We start from the raw sequence: 21,982 nt of genomic DNA, 5'->3' as shown, positions 1-21,982 counted from the left end.
TTATTGTTTTTTAGAGCATGTTTAGTCTTTTCATAAGTTCCGGCCTGTTGGCACGGCTTACCGGTACCACATCCTTACCAATTAATACACTGTTGTCCTCTATATCTATAATCTTTTTGGTATTAATAATATAGGTACGATGTACTTTAAGAAATAGTGATGAAGGCAATTTTTCCTCAATCTTTTTTAAGGTAGAGTGTACTGTATAGTTTTTGGTTTCAGTTTTTATCTGGATATAATCACCTTTTGCCTCCACAATATTAATGGTAGGTATATCTATTTTAATAAGTCTTCTGTCAATATTTACATAAAACTCATTTGCGGTATCTACGGGTTGTTTCTCATCTGTAGATGCTGAAAGGGAAACTGTAGCAGGAGCCTCATCCTTTTTAGCTTTAGCTTTTTTAACCGCTTTCAGGAAACGTTCTTCTGTTATGGGCTTTACCAAATAGTCAACAATACAATCATATTCAAACGCCTCAATAGCAAAGTTTTTATCTGAAGTTACAAGTATAACCGCAGGAGGGTTTTTAATGGTTTTAATAAAGTCAAACCCCGTAAAATCAGGCATATGGATGTCAAGAAAAATAAGGTCGGGTTTAGTCTCTTCCTCATTTAAAAATTTCATAGCCTGTATGGCACTGCTAAATTCACCGGTTACGTTAAGCTCCGGATCTTTTGTTGCCATTTGCGAGATTATAGTTCTTGCTAATGTTTCGTCGTCAATGATAATGCTGTTCATATATGTCCCCCTGTTTATTGAATACCGTCAATATAATTTTGCATACTGGCTAAAATAGCTTCAAAATCAGCCTGTAAATCCAGTGAATTATTCTTCAGGTTTTTTTCAAACTCTTCAGCAATATAATAACTTTTTTCCATTCCCATAACACTAATTTTGTGTTTGAGCTTGTGAACACTACCCGCAGTAGCATTATAGTTATTGGCACTTAAATAGCTTTTATAAGTGTCAATCTCTGTAGGTAGTTCACTTTTAATGGTGTCTATTAATTTTTGCCTGAAAGGGGCATCGTCTCCGGCAAGTTGGTCTATGTAGTTTAAATTAGGCTGTTCCATGATATTTAGGTATGGTGAAATAAAAAGAAGTGCCTTCGTTCTCAACACTTTCCAGCCAAACCTTACCACCGTAGTACATTACTATCTTTTTAACTATAGATAAACCTATACCTGATGATGGGTTTTCGCTGTCTAGTTTAGTAAAGATATTGAATATTTTTTCAAAATAAGCCTCTGCTATACCTTTTCCGTTGTCTTTTATACAAAATTCTATATCGTACTTCTTTTCTTTCGAGCTAATTTCTATACAGCCTTTCTCCTTATCGTTATATTTAATAGCATTTTCTATAAGGTTTTGGAAAAGCTGTTTGAATTTGAAATTGTTACCCTGTATTTTAGGAAGCGTATTGTTTATTTTTATCTCAATATTTTTAGGTATGGCTACAGTTCTTAACAGCTCGTCTAACAGTAAATTAAAGTCGACCATTTTATCATCGGTCTTCACTTTATCTATAGAGGAGTAGTCAAGAATTCCCTGTATAAGCAAGTCCATCTTCTCCACATTAAACTGCATAAGATCCAGTGATTTTATACCTTCTTCACCAACCTTTTCGGCATTATCATCTTTAAACCATTCAATAAGGGTGCTGATGTTTCTAAGCGGAGCCTTAAGGTCATGAGAAACCATGTGAGCATATTCGTTTAATGCCTGATTTTGTGCTTCCAGGCTTTGAAGCAATTGCTCTCTTTGATCGTTTATTTTTATAATTTGTATGGACTGCTGCTTAATATAATCTGATGGATCATAATTATTATCTCCCGTGTTATCTGAAGCCTCGGCATCATTATCCATGTTCATAGAGCTCAAAATAAACTCCAGGTTACTGTTAATCTCCTTTAGGCTGTCGGCTTCATTTCTCAGTTTCTGGTTAGCGGCAAAAAGTTCTTCAGAACTTATGCGCATGGCGCGTTGCAGCATTGAAATCTGATCTTCATAATTTATATATGATTCCTGTACGGCCATTAAAAAGGCATTAAGTCCTTCAGGAATGTTAGATCCTATATGTTTGGCTATCTGTCTTTTTATCAGGGAGTTTTTCATTCGCTAATTAATGTTAAGGTCATTGTTTGGTTATGTAGTTCGCAGGATGTGGTATTTACAAAGGGAGCCATTTCCCCATACGAGTAAAATCCTGTTATAGTGGTAGTGTCACCAACCATTTCTTTAACTTGTTCAATTTCTTCCTCCACACGTTGGTTCATTACCAGCTTACGGCCTACACAACTGATTAGTAATGCAAGCTGTGGCATACTTTTACGGTTGTGCATTGCGTAAAGGGCTGCTTTACTGGCACCTTCGGCAATTGCATCTACGGTAGCCATCATAAGCTGTACGTGTGATTTTTCGGGAGCATCTCCGGCAAGTATCATAGACTGTTTGTCGTTATCTATGTTTAATATTGTTCTTACCACAGGTTTTTCTTTACCCGGTATAGTAACATTAAGAGGATAGAGTAGGGAAGCCTGCGGCAATTGCACAGCCTTATCTCCTAAATATTTTTTGTATAAATCGAGAGCTGGTTGCCCGTCTATTTCATATAATATATTACCGTTTGATTTTGTAATAAGCCTTTCCGGTCCAAAAGGTTGCCATCCGCCTACACTGGCAAAGCTAATATCCAGGGTGTCTCCATAAAAGCCCATTAGTATGACTTCGCCTTCCTTAGGGTTTTGCTTATAGGAAGCCAGGGTTTTTTCAAAGCGGGCATCGTCGCCACACATTCCTCCGGTTATACAAACGTTTTTATAAAGATCATCTTCCAGTCCGGCAATTAATGAGCTACCGTTTACAAAACTCCCTTCACTAAGTACAAAAAGATGTTTCAGGTTATCTTTAGGCATTTCATCATAAAGTATCTTACCCAGTTCGGCAGCATCCTTATTGTAGTCCAGTATATTAGCTCGTTTTATAACAAAAGAGCTTTTTTCAAATTCAATAGCAGTAACAGTTACTGATTTGTCCAGAACATTAGTGTCGGCAATCTCTCCAGATGTGGAGCCAAATACCAAGTGTTCGTATGGGAATTCAGCTCTTATATCTTCAATTACTTCGTCGTTTTCCAGTAAGTACCTGTTGCCAAAAACCAGTACCAATGGATTTTTAAGTGTGTTTTTTTCGGAAATGTATTTCCACTTTCCGTTTTCTTTTTTGTATGCCTGTACTGTTTTCATGATACCTACTTGTAAAGTTTAATATAAAAAACGGTGCCTGAGCCTAATTCACTTTCAATCCAGATTTTACCACCATAGTTATCTACAATCTTTTTTACTATGGATAGCCCTAACCCGGTAGATTTTTCACTTTTGCTAAACGACTGGAATATTTTAAATATTTTCTCCTGATTTTCTTCTGCAATGCCGGGACCATTATCCCTTACAGAGAATATAAAGCAGTCTTTAGCTTCCTCTACGTCAATACTAACAAGTCCTTCTTCCTTGTCTATATAGTTAACCGCATTACTTATAAGGTTTTGGAACAGTTGCTGTATCCTGAACCTGTCGGCTTTAAGTACCGGCAATGTGTTTTTGATTTCTACCTTTGTGTGTTGCGGTATATGTATAATGCTTATAATGTTACTTACCACTTCATGGATGTTTACATTCTCCTTAGCAATATCTGTTTTATCGATTTTAGAATAGGTAAGTACTCCTTGGATAAGGTGATCCATTTTTTCCAGCTTGTCCTCAATCATGTTAAGATATTGGGTCGTCTGCTCTGTAAGTGCTCCCTCATTATCTTCTTTAATCCAAGCAACAAGCGAGTTTATGCTTCGTAATGGCGATTTAAGGTCGTGTGATACGATTTGGGCATAATCTTCCAGTTCTTTATTACTTTTGGCAAGGCTTTTAAGCAGTACTTCTTTTTGGCTTTCCAGAAGCTTTTTGTCTGTAATATCTTCTTCTATAGCAAAAAAACGGACAATTTCTCCCCAGTTATTGTAAAGAGCCTGTCCCTGTATTTTTACCCAATATTTTTTATTTGATTTAGAGTAGTTAACTATTTCGCAGTTAAACGGCTCTCCTTTTTTTATTTGGTTGCTTAAATAGGTAACTGTTTCAGGATGACTGTCGGGTCCCTGTAATAATATACCGGGTTTTTGCCCTATAAGTTCTTCTTTGGTGTAGCCGGACATTTGTTCAAAACTGGAGTTTACCCATTCTATTTGTCCTTCCTTATCACATATTACAACCGAGTTAATATTTTTTTCGGCAATTAGCGAAAGTAATACCAGTTGTTCTTCTTTCTCCTTTACTTCAGTCATGTCTTCAATCATAGCGAAATACTGAAGCACATTTCCGTTATCATCATAAATAGGCTGACCTTTTGTTCTTGTCCAAAAGTAACTGCCATCCTTGCGACCATGGGTTATCTCTACATCAAATGATTCACCTGTGTAAAACAAGTCCATCATTTTTTGCAGTGCCTCCCTGTCGGTCGATTCTGTAAGTCCTACTTCAATAGGAGTACGCCCCATAATTTCCTCACGGCTAAAACCCGTAAGCCTTAAATAGGCATCGTTACACCAAAATATCTGTGCATTAGGGTGGGTAAAAACAATGGCATTTTCGTTTGCACTGGCAACTACCGATAGTTTGTTTAGCTCCTCACGGTCGGTTTTAAGTGCATTTTTCTGCTCGTTGTTTACACGTAAAAGCTCTTTGAGCTCCTGAGTTGTGGTTTCCTGTGTTTTTAATATTTGCAGTAAATCAAGCAGGGGGTCGTGGTTGGCAAAGTCAAAAATGGAAAGTTTCCTGGTCTTTATTTCTTCGACCGACATTAACCATGGTGAACCCACAAACAGGAAATTATTCTCCATAGGTTCAAACTGCCCGCGTAATATAAACTCTGATTGTTTTTTGCTTTCCAGTATCACTAACTGGCTCAGGTTGTCTACAAGTATTTCCTGCGATATGTTTTCTGAATGTGGCCTTACGAGAGAGAAATAATCAGGGAAGTATACCCCTTTTTTCAGAGTACCGTCTACTTTCTGGATACTGTTCCCTAACGACTCAACCTCAAGATGCTCGTTGAGTAGTATATAAAAGGGAAATATCCGATTAAAATTTTCGGAATTAAAATTAAACGTATGGCTTTTGTTCATAATTACCAATTGATTTTGAAAACTTCCTGAGGGCGGCTTTCATTTGGGGACTCAACGGTTTCTACGAATACTGTTTCATTAAAAATTTTAACCAAACCATCTATATAACCTATCAATAAATCCTTCATTCCGCTCTTATCAGAAGTGTAATGTAGATATAAACTATTTGGGGCTACATTACTAATCCTAAATTCAGGCGGGGTTAATTCGGGATAAATCAACATGATCCTGTTATGAAAGTTAGGTAAATTTACTAAATAATCTTTGAGGTTTTCACCTCTGGACTCCATCAGGAATTTATATTTCTCAGAAAGTGTAAGCGAAATACGTTCTCCAAAACTTCTAAGTATGTCGCTTATAGGGATTTGGGTGTGGTTTGATACTGCTTTAGCTGTTGCTAAAATTAATTCTTCGTTGTATGGTTGTTCGGCATCTAAAAATGTTGGTTTGAGCGCACACTCCTTTTTCACTTTTGACCAAAGTGGCTGCCCAAATGTAGAAACTACATAATCTTTTATTGCATTATTAACAAAGCCATACATATGTTTGTTATTGCGAAATTAATTCGTTTACGCTCCAATAGTCAATCAGCTTTTTAACGCGGTCTACATAATCCTCATATTTAAGAGGTTTTAGTAAATAACCGGCAATACCAATTTTATAGCATTCCATTACATCCCTGTGGTTGTTTGAGGTGGTTAGAATAATGGACGGGATGTATCTAAGCACTTCATCTTGTTTAAGGATACCTAAAAACTCAATTCCGTTAATTTTAGGCATGTTAAGATCAAGGATAATAATATCCGGGATAATCTCTTTATCCTTAAGTATAGATAATGCTTCTTCTCCGTTATTAGCTTCAACTATCTTATGATTAAGATGCAGGGTTTTTAAAACCCTGTTAAACTTCATAACTTCTATAGCATCGTCTTCAATTAATAATATATTAAGTGCTCTCGCCATTTTAAAATCTGGGATTCTGGAATGTATACAATTTTTACCAAGAACAAAATTACGGGAGTCCGTATCCGTTTATTTTTCTTTTCGATAACCGATGTCTAATGTTCGGTGAATGGTAGTTGTGGAGCGACGAATGGTAATAGAGCTGCTATAAGCAGTTTCTTACATCAAAAATGCGAATAAGTATTTAAATTGTTGTTTTTCAGTGTTTTGTATGTGTTTTTATTGGGGTTGCGGCATCTTGTTTGGAACCATTCGTCTACACTAACATGTTATTCGTCGAAATAGACTTATTAGCTTTACATAAGTATTGATATTTGCTTTGAAGATAAGAGGTTAACAATTAGCTTTTTATCTGATAGTTTTTAGTTTTATAATTTATATCATAGTGCTATAAATTGAATATTCGGTTAAAGAATACTGGTGTGTAAAAGGAGCTTGTAAAGAGGCTCCTTTTTTTATGGCTATCAATTTGGCTTTTATATTACGGTTAGCCTTTTTATAATTGGTGTTTTATCTACAGAAATTTGCCAGTTGTCGAAATATGATCTTAACTTTTTTAATCTCTCCCGACATTTGTTGTGTAATTGATGAATATATAGAACGATTGTCATACTTATATGCCCCCAAGAATATTTATGATAGTTAAATGGTTTATAAGAAAAAAATAAACAGTTAGGATACACAATTAACTTATGTTTATTTTCAGGTGGCCTCCTTCGGGAGGCTTTTTTTATGGCTATATTCCGGGCGCATAAATAGGTTAAATCAATTCGTCGGACAAGTTTAAACCATTCGTCTACAGTAAAATCCCATTCGTCGAAGAAAGCGTGTTTAACTTATCAAATCTATCCATCTTTGCAGTATAATTATAGCAATAAGCAAAACAAGGTTATCGTATTTGTGCCCCCAAAAAATGATTATGATAATTTTATTTAGGTGAAGGATATAATGATTGGAATGCAATTGATTAATGCTTAGAAAAGCCTCCGTACGGAGGCTTTTCTGTTTTTATGCAGTTTAAAAAATAATAGTGTTTTTGTAGTAAAAAGCATACTAACCGGAAATAGGTTCCATTCGTCGACAGTTAAAGTCTGCTAATCGAAAAACAGGGGTAAAAGTTGCAATCCCGTCGGATATTTGCAGTGTAATTAATGACAAACGAATAACAAGATATCGAAAATTATTGCCCCCCAATGATAACCGATACCCCAAAAATACCGTTAATGCTATTTCATTAAGCAAGAAAAAAGAAATGACAAAACAGATTATCTGACTAAGCCCCCAGGAGGATAGAATGTTTTGATAAAGGTGAAAGAAATAATGATTGGAATGTAAATTGGTTAATGCTCAGAAAGCCTCCCTTGCGGAGGCTTTTCTGTTATTATAGAGGGTGGTGTTTAACCGTAGTATGAAATACAATTTAACATATTAGCGGAAGATATAACCCCGTTCGTCTACAGTTAAGGCTTGTTAATCGAAAAGTAGACATAAAAGTTTGAAACTTGACGGACATTTGTAATGTAATTAGCACCGAAACCCGGTAACAAGAGAATCGAAAATTATTGCCCCTAATGATGACCGATAACCCAAAAATACCGTAAATGCTTTTTTAAATGGTTAAGGTGATAGTACAAAACAGAGATAAGAGTAATAAAGTTTATTAATGCTAAGGAGATTATGAAAGTACTAATTGTGGATAACGAAAGACATATACTGATGTCTCTTGGCAGATGCCTTAGCGACTTAGGTTATGATATAGAGTGTTGTGATAACGCTATAGATGCAAAGCAGAGCTATGAGGCTTTTAGGCCAGATTTACTGATAGCAGATATAAGCCTGCCGGTAGCATATACTGTGATGCCTTTTATAAACAAAAGCAGAGGCAATACAGCAGGGCTGGAGCTTTTAAAGTACATAAGGCTTATTAAAAAAGAGTCTACACCGGTTATGGTTGTTTCATGCCATAGTGATGAAGGCGTATTTAATAAGAGTTTTGAATTAGGAGTTAATGATTATGCTAAAATGCCACTTAGCATATCTGAAATAGAGGCAAGGGTTAAACGACTTACAGGAAGTACAAGACTTTGTCTTAATTAAAAATAAAGATACTTCATAAATACTTGCAAATAGGTTTATGATAGTTTTATGGTTGGTTTGGTTGAGTAACACCCGTTGATGGCGGGTGTTATTTTTTTTAGAACCTTTTTATAGCACCAATACCTGCCGATATTTGGTTCCCTTTAGTATCGGGTGCATATTTTTGGTTTTCCAGTCCGGCTTTTACATAAAACACATAAGTTTGGTTTATGGTAGTCCTGTATTCTGCAGCTATATTATTAGATTTTAGTTTATAACTAAACGCTTCACCGTTAAGTAATATATTGTTTTGTCCGTCAGGATTAATACCTGTTCCCAGTCTCAAGCTTAAATAATCATCGGGTCCGCCAAGGTAATAGCGTGTAGTAAGCTGATAGGACTGACCTACCGAATCACTATTTGGTGTGATGTAAGCCCTTAAATTAAACCATAGGTTTTTATAATATTTCCCTACAGATGCTGTATAGGTCCAGGTTTGTTCTCCCGAAAAGCTTAGCATCCTGAAACCTCCTTCGGCTTCAAAACCTTTTGGCAGGTTTGCAAATAATGAGAAGCCTGTTTTGTACTCAGGGAAAATCCCCTGATCGTCTGACATACCAAAGTTCACAAAAGCATAAAACGTATTTGATATACGAGGGTAAGACTCTATTTCAAATTGTAGCGCATCCATGGCAAACTTATTGGCATAATTAACACGACCTGTTATGGTACCAAAGCTTCCTTGTCTTGTGTAATCTACACCTGCAATGTGCCAGTCGTCATCAAAACGTTTGTCAAAATGATAGTAATCATAGTTAATCCCTACAGCATTTTTAGAACTCATCATGCTTATTTTTTGGCTCAGCGTTCGGGCATCATTATTTTTTGGGTTTATTTCCAGTAACGTTTTTAATGATTTGTTAGCCTCAGGGTACTTTCTGGAATCGCTTAATATTCTGGCTTTAAGCAATAACAATTCTTCTGATTTTGGATTTATGGCTAAACCTTTATCTGTAAGTTGTAATGCTTTGTCGTAGTTTTTGCTCCAGTACTCCAAACTTCCGTAGGCAAGGTAGGCATCTACATTGTTTGGGTATTTTTTTACTACACTGTCAAATGTATTGCGTGCATTTTCCGTTTGTCCGTCCCAAGTGTATAGTCTTCCTAAAAAGATATTTAAATCCGGATAATCAGGTGTTTGCTCTAGCGCCTTTTGGGCAAGGATAATAGCCTCTTTATAATTTTTATTATCAAAAGCCTGTGTGCGGGCTTCGGCATACAGTTCGTCACTTGTTTGCTGTGCAAAAGCAGCAGGTGCAAACAAAAGTGCAGCCATTATGTAAAAGCTAGCTATAATTGATTTTGTTATGTTGACGGAAATGATTTTCACACTAAAAGTCTTTAAAAATTATACTTGTTTCTTTTGCGGATTTGCCAATCCGGTACGGCTCATAGTACCCCATGAATTTTTTCCCCTTATAAGGTCGATGTTTCCCTTTATGGCGGCCCACATTACAAACGGATGGTACAGCAAAGGTTCTGCAAAGGCAGTTCCCACAAGCCTGAATATGTACTTCGGTTTTTTATATTGCTGGAAGGAGTATTCCTCAAAGAAAATAGCTGTAATGGAATACAGTACCGAAAAGAAATATACCACAGCAAAAAAGCTAAAGAAAATAGTCCAGTCCAGTCTGCCTAGCACATATAGTAACACAATAAACAGTACCCCGAAGAATTCAATAATAGGCGCAAGCCATTCAAAAAACATCCAGTAAGGAGTGCTTAGCATACCCAGTACTTTAAACCTTGGATTGAAGAGCATTTTGCGGTGAATCCATAGTGTTTCCATAGTACCGCGGGTCCATCGGTTACGTTGCCTGTGGAGAACCTTCCATTGTTGGGGTACCTCAGTCCAGCAAAGCGGATCGGGTATAAAACCTACTGTATACGGTTCGTTTTTCTCACGCATCATCCTCCGCATACGCACCAGTAGTTCCATATCTTCACCCACGGTTTTGGTATTGTAACCGCCTACCTCAATAGCTATTTTTTTATTGAACATACCAAATGCTCCCGATATAAGCAGGAGTCCATCCAGTCTTGACCATGCCATACGCCCCATAAGGAAAGCTCTGAAATATTCAAGTATTTGTGCTCTTGCCAAAAACTTATCCGGCAGGCGTACCTCTATAATACGTCCGTCCTCAATAATACAGGAGTTTGCCACACGGATAATACCGCCCGATGCAATTACTGTTTTCTCATTATTAAGGAAAGGGTTTACCAGTTTAAGCAGTGCATCGTCTTCTAAAATGCAGTCAACATCTATACAGCAAATAAGGTCGTGCTTACAGTTGTTTATACCTGCATTAAGTGCATCGGCCTTACCTCCGTTAGCTTTGTCTATAACCGTTAGGTTTTTATATGCTTTGTGAGTAGACATATATACACCCCTAATTTCCTTTGTTGGTATAGAGTTGTATCTAAGCGACTCGTCCTTAACAAGGTCAAAAGTGTCTATAAGCCTTTGCAGGGTGTTATCTTTACTACCATCATTAATAACCACAATTTCATAAGAAGGGTAACTTACGGTTAGTAGTGATTTTACATTCTCTACCACGTTTGCCTCTTCGTTATAAGCCGGAGCCAGTACCGAAACGGGTGGGAGAGAGGTGCTTTGTAGCAGGGTAACATCATCTGTAGGAATGTTTTCCCTTTTATATTCTTTTATTTCCAGAAACGAAAATACGGCAGCAAAAAGATAACCCGAAGATACAACAACCGCATATATCAGGAAAAGCCAGCTCGCTATGTCAACTAAAAGATCGTAATTCATGGCTTTTTACTTTAAAAAATATTCTTCTGCTTTTAAATACTCAATCTTAATTTCCTCATTATCCCCGTTTAACTCATAAGATAATGTTTGAAGTTGGTTATACGAACCTACTTCTTTTATCAGTTTAAGGATTTCCTTTTTAATGGTGTTGTTTTCAGAAGCAAAATTGGTAAGTACAATATCGACCGACTCATGGTTACCCATTTTTCGCATACATCTTACGGCTTCTTTTTTTAGCATCTCTTCAGGATGTTCCAGAAACGGAATCACTTTTTCTACATTTTCATACTGGTCAAAAGCCGAAATTTGCTTTATACAAAAGCCTATAACCGTTGGCTGTTTGTGATTTAACCACTTAGAGAAATCAGGAATTTCTTCCTTATAACCTTTTAGCGCATCTTCAATATGAATTTGCTGCCATATGGTTAAGGGTTCCTCTAATCGGTATAAAAAGTTAAGCGGATACTTTTGAGAGAGTTTTATAAAGTACAGTAATGACTGTAGCCTCACTTCAACCCTTTTGTCGTTAAGAAGCCTAACAGCAGTAGATTCCTGTATTTTTATTCCCATGTTAGAAACCGTATGCATACCACGTGCACGCAGGTACCATTTCCTGCTGGCTATTTCCTTAAAAGCCAAACCGTCCAGTTCCAGCCTGAAAAATAGCTTTTTGATAGAGGCGTTTGCTTCGCCTTTAAAGTTTTGGCTGTATATAAGTATCTCTTTTGTGGTTACCTTTTTTTGAAGTTTACTCCTAACATGGTGCGCCCTAAACTCTTCAATACTGGCTTCTTCAAACTCTGTATCAAAAAGATACCCGTTAATAAAATCGGTAAGTTTTTCAACATGTTCAGCCTTTTTAATATTACGAAGGTTTTTGTATACCCTTAAATAAAGGATAAACAAAATAAGCAACAGTATTAAAAGCAGAAAAAGTAAACTGATTAGTATATTCACATTTACTATCCACTCCAAACCACTGTTGTAATATATGTAGTCGTAAAACTTTTCCAATCCTTAAAAAGTATTAGGTTTTACTCAGGCTTCGCTTAACCCTTAACGATAACTCATTAGGACTAAAAGGTTTTGTTATAAAATCATCTACGCCCATAGTAAAGGCATCCATAATGATGTCTTCCTGTGTAGCTGTAGAAAGTACTATTATAGGTGTATTGGGAGTTTCTTTTTTAATATGCTCAATAAGTTGTGAACCGGTAACAAACGGTAGCATCAAATCGGTTATTACCAAATCAAAGTCGTTGTTTTTAAGGGTGTCAAGCGCAACCCTTCCGTCTACGGCCACAACAACGTCATAACCATCTTTATTCAGTTTAAATTCTAATGATTTTACAACCATTGGGTTGTCTTCCACTACCAGAATTTTCTTTTTCATAGCTATTTTAATTCAGGGAAATCGTTTTCCAGTTCGGTATTAATTTTATCAAATTGAGATTCAAGTTCTGTAACAAGTTCAGGCACTTCTTCTTTTGGAGCTCTGTTGTTTAAAAGATCGCATATATGTACCGATATTTTGTTTTCAAGCATCTCAAACGAAGGTTTGATATTGTGGGCAATTTCTGCCACACTTTTAAAATCGTTTTGACCTAAAGCTTCTCTAAGCTGAATCAGTTTATCTTTTACAGAGGTGCGGAATATTACCAGTGTTTCTTTGATGAACTCAAAATTACTGTCTGATATAACATTTAGGTACTCCAGTGAGTAAGCCTTGTCTGAAACTTCTTTTGGGACAAAGTTTTTTTCAACCAAATCGTTTATGATTTTGATGTCGTTACTTGTTACCGGCTTTTTTATAAAAGCCATTTTGTTTTGATAATGCTCTAATATGCCGTTTTCTCCTTCTTCTCCTAATACAAGAACAGGTACTTCGGTTTTTATTTCTGATTTAAGATAGTCAAAAGTCTGGTAAGCGCTAAGTGGTGAGGCATACTCATCCAGCATTAAAAGCTGAAAGCTATCTTCCTTTTTTATTAACTGTATAGCGTCATAGCTGTTGTCACAATAAGTAACCTGCCAGTCTTCCGGAAGCAGTCTGGCGGCCTTTTCTGTGTTATTGTCTTCAACAACTAAAATGTTTAAGTGCATGAGAGTGGGGATTTAATAATGATTAAAGTTAAATAAATTAAGTGAAACCGTTTTATCTGTTTGCTGTGGGCATGTGCAGTTTTATGGTTTCTTTAATGGTGTCAAAAATAATAGGCTTGGTTATATAATCATCCATTCCGGCATCAAGGCAACGTTCTCTTTCTCCTTTAAGAGCCCTTGCTGTAAGCGCAATGATAGGAATGTGGGTATCACTGTCTTCCAGAGATCGTATTTTTTTTGTAGCGTCAAAACCACTCATAACCGGCATTTGTATATCCATAAAAATAAGGTCTAAAGGCATGCTTCTGTAAATTTTAACCGCCTTTTCACCATCTTCGGCTACTACAATATTAGCTTTAGGTAATACCTTTTGGATAATGGTTTTTGCCAGGAACTGGTTTACCGGATTATCTTCGGCGATTAATATATTAATGGTTTGGTCTTCGCCATTGCTGCCTGTTGTTACAATCTCATCGACAGTTGTTTCCTCATCATCATTAATATGGTTGATAAATTCAAATAACTGATCTATTCTTATAGGTTTTGTAACCTCAAACCTAACATCCATATCTTTACACATTTGTAACGATTTATTATCGATAACCGAACTGTGTAATAGCATTATAGGAAGCTCGTCTTTTGTTATGTGTAGCTTTCTTCTAATATGTGTTATTAATTCCAAACCGTTTAGGTATGGCATATTAAAGTCGATAATGGCAAGGTCAAAGTTGTTTCCTTTTTCAAGAATTTCAAGCGCCTTAATACCGTTTATGGCACTAACCGAGTTCACTTTACCAAAGGCAAGCATGTCCCTTAAAATGGTAAGATTGTTCTCGTTATCATCTACAATAAGAACATTGTTCACCAGTTCGGTATTCTTTTCAGGGAAGCTTTCACCAACTTCGGTTTTAAACTTCACCTTGAAGGAGAATACACTTCCCTTATTCAGTTCACTATCAACCTCAAGGCGGCTGTCCATAAGTTCCAGTAGTCTGTTACTAATGGTTAGCCCGAGCCCGGTACCACCATATTTACGGGTAGTGGAGGAGTCTTCCTGATCAAAGGCATTGAATATTTTTTGCAGGTTATGAGGTGCAATACCTATACCTGTATCACGAATAGAAAACTCAAACATCATTTCGTCCTCGTCGTTTTCTATTTTTTTGTTTCTTATTTTAAGTTCTACTTCCCCTTTTTCGGTAAACTTGATGGCATTACCCAGCAGGTTCACTAAAATTTGCCTTATCCTAACAGAGTCGGCATAAATAAAGCGTTTTACTTTTGGCGAAATATCAAGTAATAGTTCCAGCCCTTTTTCGTGAGCTTCATGCTTAATAATATCAACCGTTTGGGAGCATAGTTCAATCAGGTCGGTTTTATCTTGGTTTAGTTCCAGTTTTCCGGCTTCTATTTTAGAGAAGTCCAGAATATCGTTTATCAGATCCAGTAATGAGTGTGCCGAAGTATTAACCATTTGCATGTACTTTCTTTGCGTTTCATTCAGGTCGGTTTTCATTAACAGGTCGGTAAACCCAATAACACCATTTAACGGTGTACGGATTTCGTGCGACATATTAGCCAGGAACTCTGATTTAGATTTATTGGCAGCTACTGCTTTTTGTTTTTCTTTCAAAATGGAAGCTTCCATTTCCTTAAGCTGGGTAATATCAGTAGCAATACCTACATATCCGGTAATTTCATTATGCTTATTTCTAATAGCAGTTGCTACAAGCTGTACCGGGAACCTGCTTCCGTCTTTCTTTATATAAGTCCACTCGTGAGAGTCGTACTGTCCTAAATTAGGTTTATGTACAAATACATTAAAACCTTCTATATGCTGGTTGTATTGTTTTGAAAGCACTTTACCGCGCTCTTCAATCTCTTTAGCATCGTGAATAGCACCTACATTAAATGTACCTATCACATCTTCGGCTTTGTAGCCTAATAGATTTTCAGCCCCTTTGTTAAATTTCCTTACATTACCTACAAGGTCGGTTTCTATTATAGATACATGGGTAGTAGCGCCTAAAAGTCCTTCAAGTTCCAACAGGCTGTTTTGAAGTTCTTCTTTTGCCTTAACCCTTTTTGTAATGTCGTTTATTTGAGAAACAAAGTATTGTGGGTCATTTTTCTCGTCCCTTATTAATGATACATTAAGTAAGCCGTATACTATACTGCCGTCTTTATGAATGTATCGTTTTTCCATGCTGTAGGTATCTCTCTTTCCTTCAAGAGTTTCTTTAAGGAATCGTAAATCAGCATCAAGGTCGGTTTTATAGGTAATATCCTGGAACGTAAGATTAAGGAACTCTTCTTTAGAGTACCCCAGCATAGTACAAAGGCTTTTGTTAACCATAAGCCATTTTCCATCCAGTCCCACCAGTGCCATACCGTTAGGAGAATATTCAAATGCACTTTTAAAACGTAAAGAGTACTCCAGTGCCTGGTCTTCCAGTTCTTTTTGTGCTGTTATATCCTCAACGTGAGTAATAATCATGCTTTCAGAAGGCTCAGCACCTTCAATGTAAGATACATTTACCTTGCACAGTATAAGTTCACCGTTCTTTTTATAGTATCGGCTTCTCAGACTGTAATGAGTAAACTCACCATCAATCAGTCTTTGTCTGTATTCGTTAGCTATTTTAAGGTCTTCAGGGTGTATAAGGTCTTTATAGGTAAGATTATTGATAGCATATTCGGCATTGCTTTCATCAAACCCAAACATTTTTATGGTAGCAGGGTTTGCATTAATAATTTTTCCTTTAGTGTCAACCAATACAATACCAATAGAGGAGTGGTTAAATACTTTCTCAAACCGTTCTCTTGCCTCCTTGTAAATGGCTTCCTGTTTTTTTCTTGGAGAGATATCCTGAAAAGCACCATACACCCGAACGCATTGTCCGTCTTCAATTACCGGTTTACCTATAGTACGTACCCATACCGGGTTTCCTTTTGCGGTAACTATTTTTAACTCGGCATCAAAAGGTTTGCCGTATTCCACAGCTTCGGCAAAAAGCTCGGTTATTTTATCCCTGCTCCAGCCTTCCTCATAAAAATTGATAGCGCTTTCCAATTCGGGTTTATAACCGTGGTCAACCTCATGAATTTGTTTGGTAACTTTAGTCCAGTTCAGTTTTTGGTGAACAAGGTCTATTTCCCATCCACCTACTTTTGCAACCTTATTAGTCTCGTTAAGTATTACTCTTAATTTTTTAAGCTTTTTGATCTTGCTTAAAATCTTTTCCTGTTTAAGGTTACGCTCTTTATAGTGCTTTATAACCAGTTTTACAGGCTTATTATTCTCATCATAAATAACTTTTCCTTTAGAGTGTAATATAACCTCGTGGTTATCACTGTCGTTATAGGCAAAAATACCGTTAAAACCTTTTTCAGGTTTTTCTTTACATTGCCTAATAAGTGATAAAGTCCTGTTTTTATCAAAGGTGTTAATAGCCATACTCCAGCGGTCAAAAACATTATTGCCTTCGGGTTTAGAGTGGCCTATGGTTTTCCAAAAGGTATCGTTTATCCAAAAATGTCCGGGATGTTCAAGGTCACAAAACCATATACCATCAAGGGATTCTTTGGTTAACCAATTAAACAGTGAGAGATCTTTTAGCAGTAAATCATTAAACTCTTTTTGCAGAGCAGAAGAGGATTGCAGCATAGTGTGTTGTTTAGTGGGGATATTATTCAATAAATGTAAAATTTTCTTTTGAAATAACAAGCCTCCACTGGCAATTTTGTGTTTTTTTCGGCGTTTGGGGCAGCTTTTTTTCGCTGCATATATACGATAGTTTTTTGTACAGGGTTTTTAGGTATTTTACGCATTTGGTTATAAAATGCTGTTTTGTAGGTAAAGTACTGTAAAAAATGTCTTAATGTAAAACCTGTTCTGTTTGTGTTTCCCTAAATTTGGGCATCAATAATAAAAAAGAGGGCAGTTTTTTTACTAAAAATATCCATACTGCTCACTTAAAATAATTTTAAAACCCCAAAAATAACTCTTGCCACACAGAGTCTTTTTAAACGATGATATTAATTGTAGACGATTTATCTGAGAATCTTTTGGCGCTGAGAAAAACTCTTGAAGTCCACAATTTACAGGTAGATACAGCCCAGTCGGGTGAGGAAGCCTTAAAAAAGATACTCAAACAAAATTATTCCCTTATAATACTGGATGTACAAATGCCGGGTATGGATGGCTTTGAAGTAGCCGAGATTCTTGCCGGTAGTAACAGGACAAAAGATATTCCGGTAATATTTCTTTCGGCTGTAAACAAGCAAAAAAGGTTTATTTCTAAAGGATATGAAACCGGAGGAGTGGATTATATTACCAAACCGGTAGATCCTGATTTGCTTATACTCAAAGTAAAGACTTTCCTTAAACTATCTGAACAGAAAACCGAACTCAAAAACATAAGAGACATACTTTCTAAAGAGGTTGAAATAAGAAAAGCTGCCGAGGAAAACCTTGAGGCAAAAGTGGAGGAAAGAACCAGGGAACTCATTAAGAAGAACGAAGAGCTGGAGTTTAGAAATCATGAACTGCAACAGTTTTCATGGGTGGTTTCACACGATTTGAAAGAGCCTATACGTAAGATAGAAATGTTTATCAAAATGATAAAGGAACGCTACCTTACAGATGATGAAAAGGCTTTGGATTATGTAGACCGAACGGTTAGAGCAGCTCAAAGAATGTCTAAACTGATTACTGATTTGCTTGATTATTCCAGATTATCATCTGACGTAGCTCCTGAGCAGACCGATATTAATGCTGTGGTTGATGAGGTGGTCACTGATTTGGACTATCTTATAGAGGAGAGCAAGGCTATAGTAATTAAAAAGGATTTACCTAAGGTTACAGGTGTACCAAGCCAGTTAAGGCAGGTGTTTCAAAACCTACTTAGTAACTCACTAAAGTTTACTAAAAAAGATATTAGCCCAATTATACAAATAAGCGGCGAGATAATAGCCGATAAGCATATTGATGCGCCCGAAGATGCTAACGGAGAATATTGCCGTATTACTGTAAAAGACAACGGAATTGGTTTTGACGAACAGTATCTGGATAAGATATTTATTATTTTCCAGAGTCTTAACGACCGAAAAAAATATGAAGGTACAGGTATAGGCCTTGCCATAGCAAAAAAAATAATCGAAAAACATAACGGACTCATATCTGCAAAAAGTACTCCGGGTGAAGGGGCTACTTTTTTAATTGTACTACCGTTATAACAGGTAAAATATGGATAGTAATTTTAAACGGAATCTTGGAATCTTTTTTGGACTTTCACTGTTTATACTAATAGTAAGTTCGGTAGCGTCATTCGTGAGCATTACCAGTTTGCTAAAAAGTAACGGGAATGTAAACCATACTCAGGAGGTTATTTATAACATTAACGACGGTGCTACAGTTTTGATTGATGCCCAAACCAGTGTTAGGGGCTTTTTAGTATCGGGCAAACAAAGCTTTTTGGAGCAGTATACCAATGCCGAGATTAACTCAAACAATATATTTGAAAATATTACAAAGTTAACGTCAGATAATCCTTTACAGCAACAAAGCCTACAGGAACTGAAACCGTTAAGAAGCGAGTTTTTTGATTATCTGCAAAGCCTTATAAAAGAAAAAACAAGGGGAGAAACCACACTATCCGGCGATTTGGATCAGGGTAAAAAGCTTATGGATCGCATGCGTGTTATTTTAAAGCGTATGGAGAGTCAGGAACTGGAGCTTTTAAAGCAACGTAATGCAACTGCCGAAACCTATGGCTCAACCAGTACCATACTGATTGTTGTTGCAGCAATCCTTGCGCTTTTAATAAGTGTTTCCTTTTTTATGCGAATATTTAAGGACTATAATGAAAGAGCTAAACTGCACAAGGAACTTAGACACAAGGACGAAATAATGGCCGAAAGGATAAGGGTTATAAGTGATATTGCTTCACAAATTGCTCAGGGTAATTATGAGATAGAGGTAGACGATAGCGAGAAAGATGCCTTAGGTACGGTAGCCTATTCACTTAATAATATGGCGCGTTCACTTAATACTTCTTTCAAATCCCTTTCGGATAACGAATGGCTTCAGGCTGGTGTAGCCGAACTCAATGAGGTAATGATTGGCGAGAAAACACCTGAAGAACTTACAAAAGACATAATAGAATACATAGCCGAATTTACAGAAGGAGCAGCAGGTGTTATTTACCTGTGTGAAGGTGAGGAGATGTATATGATATCCGGCTACAGTTACGGAGGCAGTAAAAGAGACCGACTTAATATAGGTGAAGGTATTACAGGGCAGGCAGTAACATCGGGTAAAGTACTTGAACTTAAATCGCTTTCAGAGAGTGATATTATCATTTCTTATGCCTTAGGTGAAGTTAAGCCTAAGCACGTAGTAGCTGTTCCTTTAGTAGATGATAAAGTTATAGGGGTAGCCGAACTGGCTTCGGTAAACGAATTTACCCCGCGTGATATGGAGTTCTTAAAATCCGTCGCCAATAATATTGGAATAGCCATCAAGGCTGCTCAAAACAGGCAAAGAATACAGGAGCTACTTGAAGAAACACAGGCACAGTCGGAAGAGCTTATTATCCAACATAGTGAACTGGAAAACATTAATGCCGAACTGGAGGCACAAACCTCTAAACTTCAGGCTTCAGAAGAAGAGCTAAGGGTACAGCAGGAAGAACTTCAGCAAACCAATGAAGAACTTGCCGAAAGGAGTACACTGCTGGAAGAAAGAAATATGGAGATACAGAAGAAAACCGAAGACCTTGAACTAAGTACAAGGTACAAGTCGGAATTCCTGGCAAACATGTCACATGAGCTTCGAACCCCGCTTAACTCAATATTACTTTTAAGCCGACTGCTTTCTGAAAATAATGATAAAAACATGACCGATGAGCAAATAGAGTTTGCTAAGGTTATACAAAGTTCGGGTAACGGATTGTTAGGACTGATTGATGAGATTTTAGATCTTTCTAAAATCGAAGCCGGTAAAATGGAAGTGGAGTTCTTGGATGTTTCGGTAAGGGAAATTAACGAAGGGTTAAAAAATCTTTTTGCTGAAGTAGCTAAAGAAAAGAATATACAATTCCTTATAGATGATAAAGATGCTCCGCTGGTGGTGAAAACAGACAAAATGCGACTGGAGCAAATTTTAAAGAACCTTATTTCTAACGCCATTAAGTTTACGGCAGAAGGTTCGGTAATCCTGCAAATCAAAAAGGTTAAGGATAATGATAAGCTGGTCTCGTTCACTGTAAAAGATACAGGTATAGGTATACCACGTGAAAAACAACCGCTTATTTTTGAAGCATTCCAACAGGCCGATGGTTCTACCAAACGTAAATATGGTGGTACCGGGTTAGGGCTTTCTATTAGTAGGGAACTGGCAAAACTGCTGGGCGGTGAAATCACTTTGGTTAGTGATACCAATAAAGGTAGTGAGTTTACTCTTACCATACCTGTACTGGGCGTAGCATCGGGCAGGCTTATAGTTAATAAGCCAACTACGGTAGCTGCCAAAGAAAAAATGGAAGAGCTTACTGAAACCGTTACTCAACCAGTGGTTGAAGATAAGTATGTAAGCGCTGTAATTCCTGACGATGTACCCGATGACAGGGATGAGGTAAACGATGGCGATAAGGTAATACTCATTGTGGAAGATGATACCAATTTTGCCAAGTCATTACTGGACTTTACCCATCAGCGAGGTTATAAAGGAGTAGTGTCGGTTAGGGGGGATGAAGCACTTAACCTGGCATTAAAGTACAAGCCTATAGGAGTGTTACTGGATATTCAGCTTCCGATAAAAAGCGGATGGGAAGTAATGGAAGAGTTGAAAAACAATGTACTTACCAAACATATCCCGGTACATATAATGTCGTCTTACAAAGTGAAGCAGGAAAGCCTTTTAAAAGGTGCTGTAAACTTTTTGGATAAGCCTGTAGCTTACGAGCAGATACCGGATGTTTTCAGGAAAATTGAACACATTGTAAACAGGGATTCGCAAAAGGTACTGATTATTGAAGATAACCCTAAACATGCAAAAGCACTGGCTTATTTCCTTGAAACCAATGATATAAAATCAGAGATTAAGAGTGAGGTAAACGATGGGGTTACTGCATTACAGGGTGCTAATGTAGACTGTGTAATACTTGATATGGGAGTGCCCGATAAGCAGGCTTATGAGTTACTTGAAAATGTGAAAAATGAGTCGCTTGATAATATTCCGGTTATTGTGTTTACCGGTAAGAGCCTTTCCATGAAAGAAGAGCTAAAAATTAAAAAGTATGCCGACTCCATAGTTATAAAAACAGCCCATTCGTATCAGCGAATGCTCGATGAGGTTTCGCTTTTCCTTCATTTGGTGGAACAAAACAAAAAGGAAAATAATAAAAAGAACAAAAACTTTAATACTCTCAATAATATCCTTAACGGTAAAACGGTGCTTGTGGTAGATGATGATGTGCGAAACATTTATTCGTTAACCAAAGCACTTGAAGTACTTAAAATGAATGTGCTAACCGCTATTGATGGTAAAGAGGCGCTTAAGGTTTTAGAAGAGCGCCCTGATGTAGATATAGTACTACTGGATATGATGATGCCTAATATGGATGGTTATGAAACAGCTACCCGAATAAGGCAAACCAAAAATCTTAAAGATCTTCCGGTTATTGCTGTTACGGCAAAAGCCATGACGGGAGACAGGGAAAAATGTATCAATGCGGGAGCATCTGATTATATAACCAAGCCGGTAGATGTAGACCAGCTACTTTCATTATTAAGGGTATGGCTTTACGATAAAGCCTGATAA

Annotated in this window: 16 protein-coding genes; 3 read left to right on the top strand and 13 right to left on the bottom strand. The window is 37.0% G+C overall.

Features of this window, described 5'->3' with window-relative positions; translation table 11 throughout:
* Positions 1-10: 10 nt before the first annotated feature.
* From GN157_RS09655 to GN157_RS09625, 7 genes are read right to left on the bottom strand one after another with little or no spacing between them, the layout of a single operon-like run.
* Complete coding sequence (locus tag GN157_RS09655; protein ID WP_157483209.1) at positions 11-742, bottom strand: LytR/AlgR family response regulator transcription factor; 732 nt, start codon at positions 740-742, stop codon at positions 11-13.
* A 14-nt stretch (positions 743-756) separates the two neighbouring features.
* Positions 757-1,077, bottom strand: a complete 321-nt coding sequence (locus GN157_RS09650) for an Hpt domain-containing protein (protein ID WP_157483208.1) — start codon at positions 1,075-1,077, stop codon at positions 757-759.
* Positions 1,064-2,119, bottom strand: coding sequence for a sensor histidine kinase (locus GN157_RS09645; RefSeq protein ID WP_157483207.1), 1,056 nt, complete (start codon positions 2,117-2,119; stop codon positions 1,064-1,066). The genes GN157_RS09650 and GN157_RS09645 overlap by 14 nt, the downstream gene beginning before the upstream one ends.
* Positions 2,116-3,249: an FIST signal transduction protein gene (locus GN157_RS09640; RefSeq protein ID WP_157483206.1), complete on the bottom strand. Its 1,134-nt coding sequence runs from the start codon at positions 3,247-3,249 to the stop codon at positions 2,116-2,118. The genes GN157_RS09645 and GN157_RS09640 overlap by 4 nt, the downstream gene beginning before the upstream one ends.
* Positions 3,250-3,254: 5 nt before the next feature.
* Entirely contained in the window at positions 3,255-5,180 is a 1,926-nt protein-coding gene (locus tag GN157_RS09635) for a PAS domain S-box protein (protein WP_157483205.1), read from the bottom strand.
* Positions 5,181-5,182: 2 nt separating this feature from the next.
* Positions 5,183-5,722 (bottom strand): heme NO-binding domain-containing protein, encoded by a 540-nt coding sequence (locus GN157_RS09630; RefSeq protein WP_157483204.1) that lies wholly within the window; start codon positions 5,720-5,722, stop codon positions 5,183-5,185.
* A gap of 7 nt (positions 5,723-5,729) precedes the next feature.
* A complete protein-coding gene (locus GN157_RS09625; RefSeq protein ID WP_157483203.1) occupies positions 5,730-6,143 on the bottom strand; it encodes a response regulator in 414 nt (137 codons plus the stop codon).
* 1,677 nt (positions 6,144-7,820) lie between these two features.
* On the opposite strand from GN157_RS09625, the gene GN157_RS09620 reads away from it, so the two are divergent.
* The gene (locus GN157_RS09620) at positions 7,821-8,240 is read left to right on the top strand and encodes a response regulator (RefSeq protein ID WP_157483202.1); all 420 of its coding nucleotides are present in this window, start codon (positions 7,821-7,823) and stop codon (positions 8,238-8,240) included.
* Positions 8,241-8,337: 97 nt separating this feature from the next.
* Here the strand turns inward: GN157_RS09620 and GN157_RS09615 are convergent, their stop codons facing one another.
* The 6 genes from GN157_RS09615 to GN157_RS09590 form a co-directional block, all read right to left on the bottom strand.
* Positions 8,338-9,555, bottom strand: a complete 1,218-nt coding sequence (locus GN157_RS09615; RefSeq protein WP_157483201.1) for a YaiO family outer membrane beta-barrel protein — start codon at positions 9,553-9,555, stop codon at positions 8,338-8,340.
* 72 nt (positions 9,556-9,627) lie between these two features.
* Positions 9,628-11,055 carry a glycosyltransferase family 2 protein gene (locus GN157_RS09610; protein WP_157483200.1) on the bottom strand — a complete coding sequence of 476 codons (1,428 nt, stop codon included), beginning with the start codon at positions 11,053-11,055 and terminating at the stop codon, positions 9,628-9,630.
* Between the two features lie 6 nt (positions 11,056-11,061).
* Positions 11,062-12,069 (bottom strand): HEAT repeat domain-containing protein, encoded by a 1,008-nt coding sequence (locus tag GN157_RS09605; RefSeq protein ID WP_157483199.1) that lies wholly within the window; start codon positions 12,067-12,069, stop codon positions 11,062-11,064.
* Positions 12,070-12,082: 13 nt separating this feature from the next.
* Positions 12,083-12,448 carry a response regulator transcription factor gene (locus GN157_RS09600; protein ID WP_157483198.1) on the bottom strand — a complete coding sequence of 122 codons (366 nt, stop codon included), beginning with the start codon at positions 12,446-12,448 and terminating at the stop codon, positions 12,083-12,085.
* 2 nt (positions 12,449-12,450) lie between these two features.
* On the bottom strand, positions 12,451-13,158 hold the full coding sequence (locus GN157_RS09595; RefSeq protein ID WP_157483197.1) for an Hpt domain-containing protein: 708 nt from the start codon (positions 13,156-13,158) through the stop codon (positions 12,451-12,453).
* Between the two features lie 52 nt (positions 13,159-13,210).
* The gene (locus GN157_RS09590) at positions 13,211-16,825 is read right to left on the bottom strand and encodes a PAS domain S-box protein (RefSeq protein ID WP_157483196.1); all 3,615 of its coding nucleotides are present in this window, start codon (positions 16,823-16,825) and stop codon (positions 13,211-13,213) included.
* Positions 16,826-17,190: 365 nt separating this feature from the next.
* Between GN157_RS09590 and GN157_RS09585 the strand changes: the two genes are divergently transcribed.
* Both GN157_RS09585 and GN157_RS09580 read left to right on the top strand, forming a co-directional pair.
* Positions 17,191-18,396 carry a sensor histidine kinase gene (locus GN157_RS09585; RefSeq protein WP_157483195.1) on the top strand — a complete coding sequence of 402 codons (1,206 nt, stop codon included), beginning with the start codon at positions 17,191-17,193 and terminating at the stop codon, positions 18,394-18,396.
* 10 nt (positions 18,397-18,406) lie between these two features.
* The gene (locus GN157_RS09580; RefSeq protein WP_157483194.1) at positions 18,407-21,979 is read left to right on the top strand and encodes a response regulator; all 3,573 of its coding nucleotides are present in this window, start codon (positions 18,407-18,409) and stop codon (positions 21,977-21,979) included.
* Positions 21,980-21,982 lie beyond the last annotated feature (3 nt).

Origin of the sequence: Flavobacterium rakeshii, assembly GCF_009741375.1 — a bacterium.
Lineage (GTDB): Bacteria > Bacteroidota > Bacteroidia > Flavobacteriales > Flavobacteriaceae > Flavobacterium > Flavobacterium rakeshii.
Note: the sequence above shows the minus strand (reverse complement) of the source record. Positions and strands in the feature narration are given on the sequence as shown.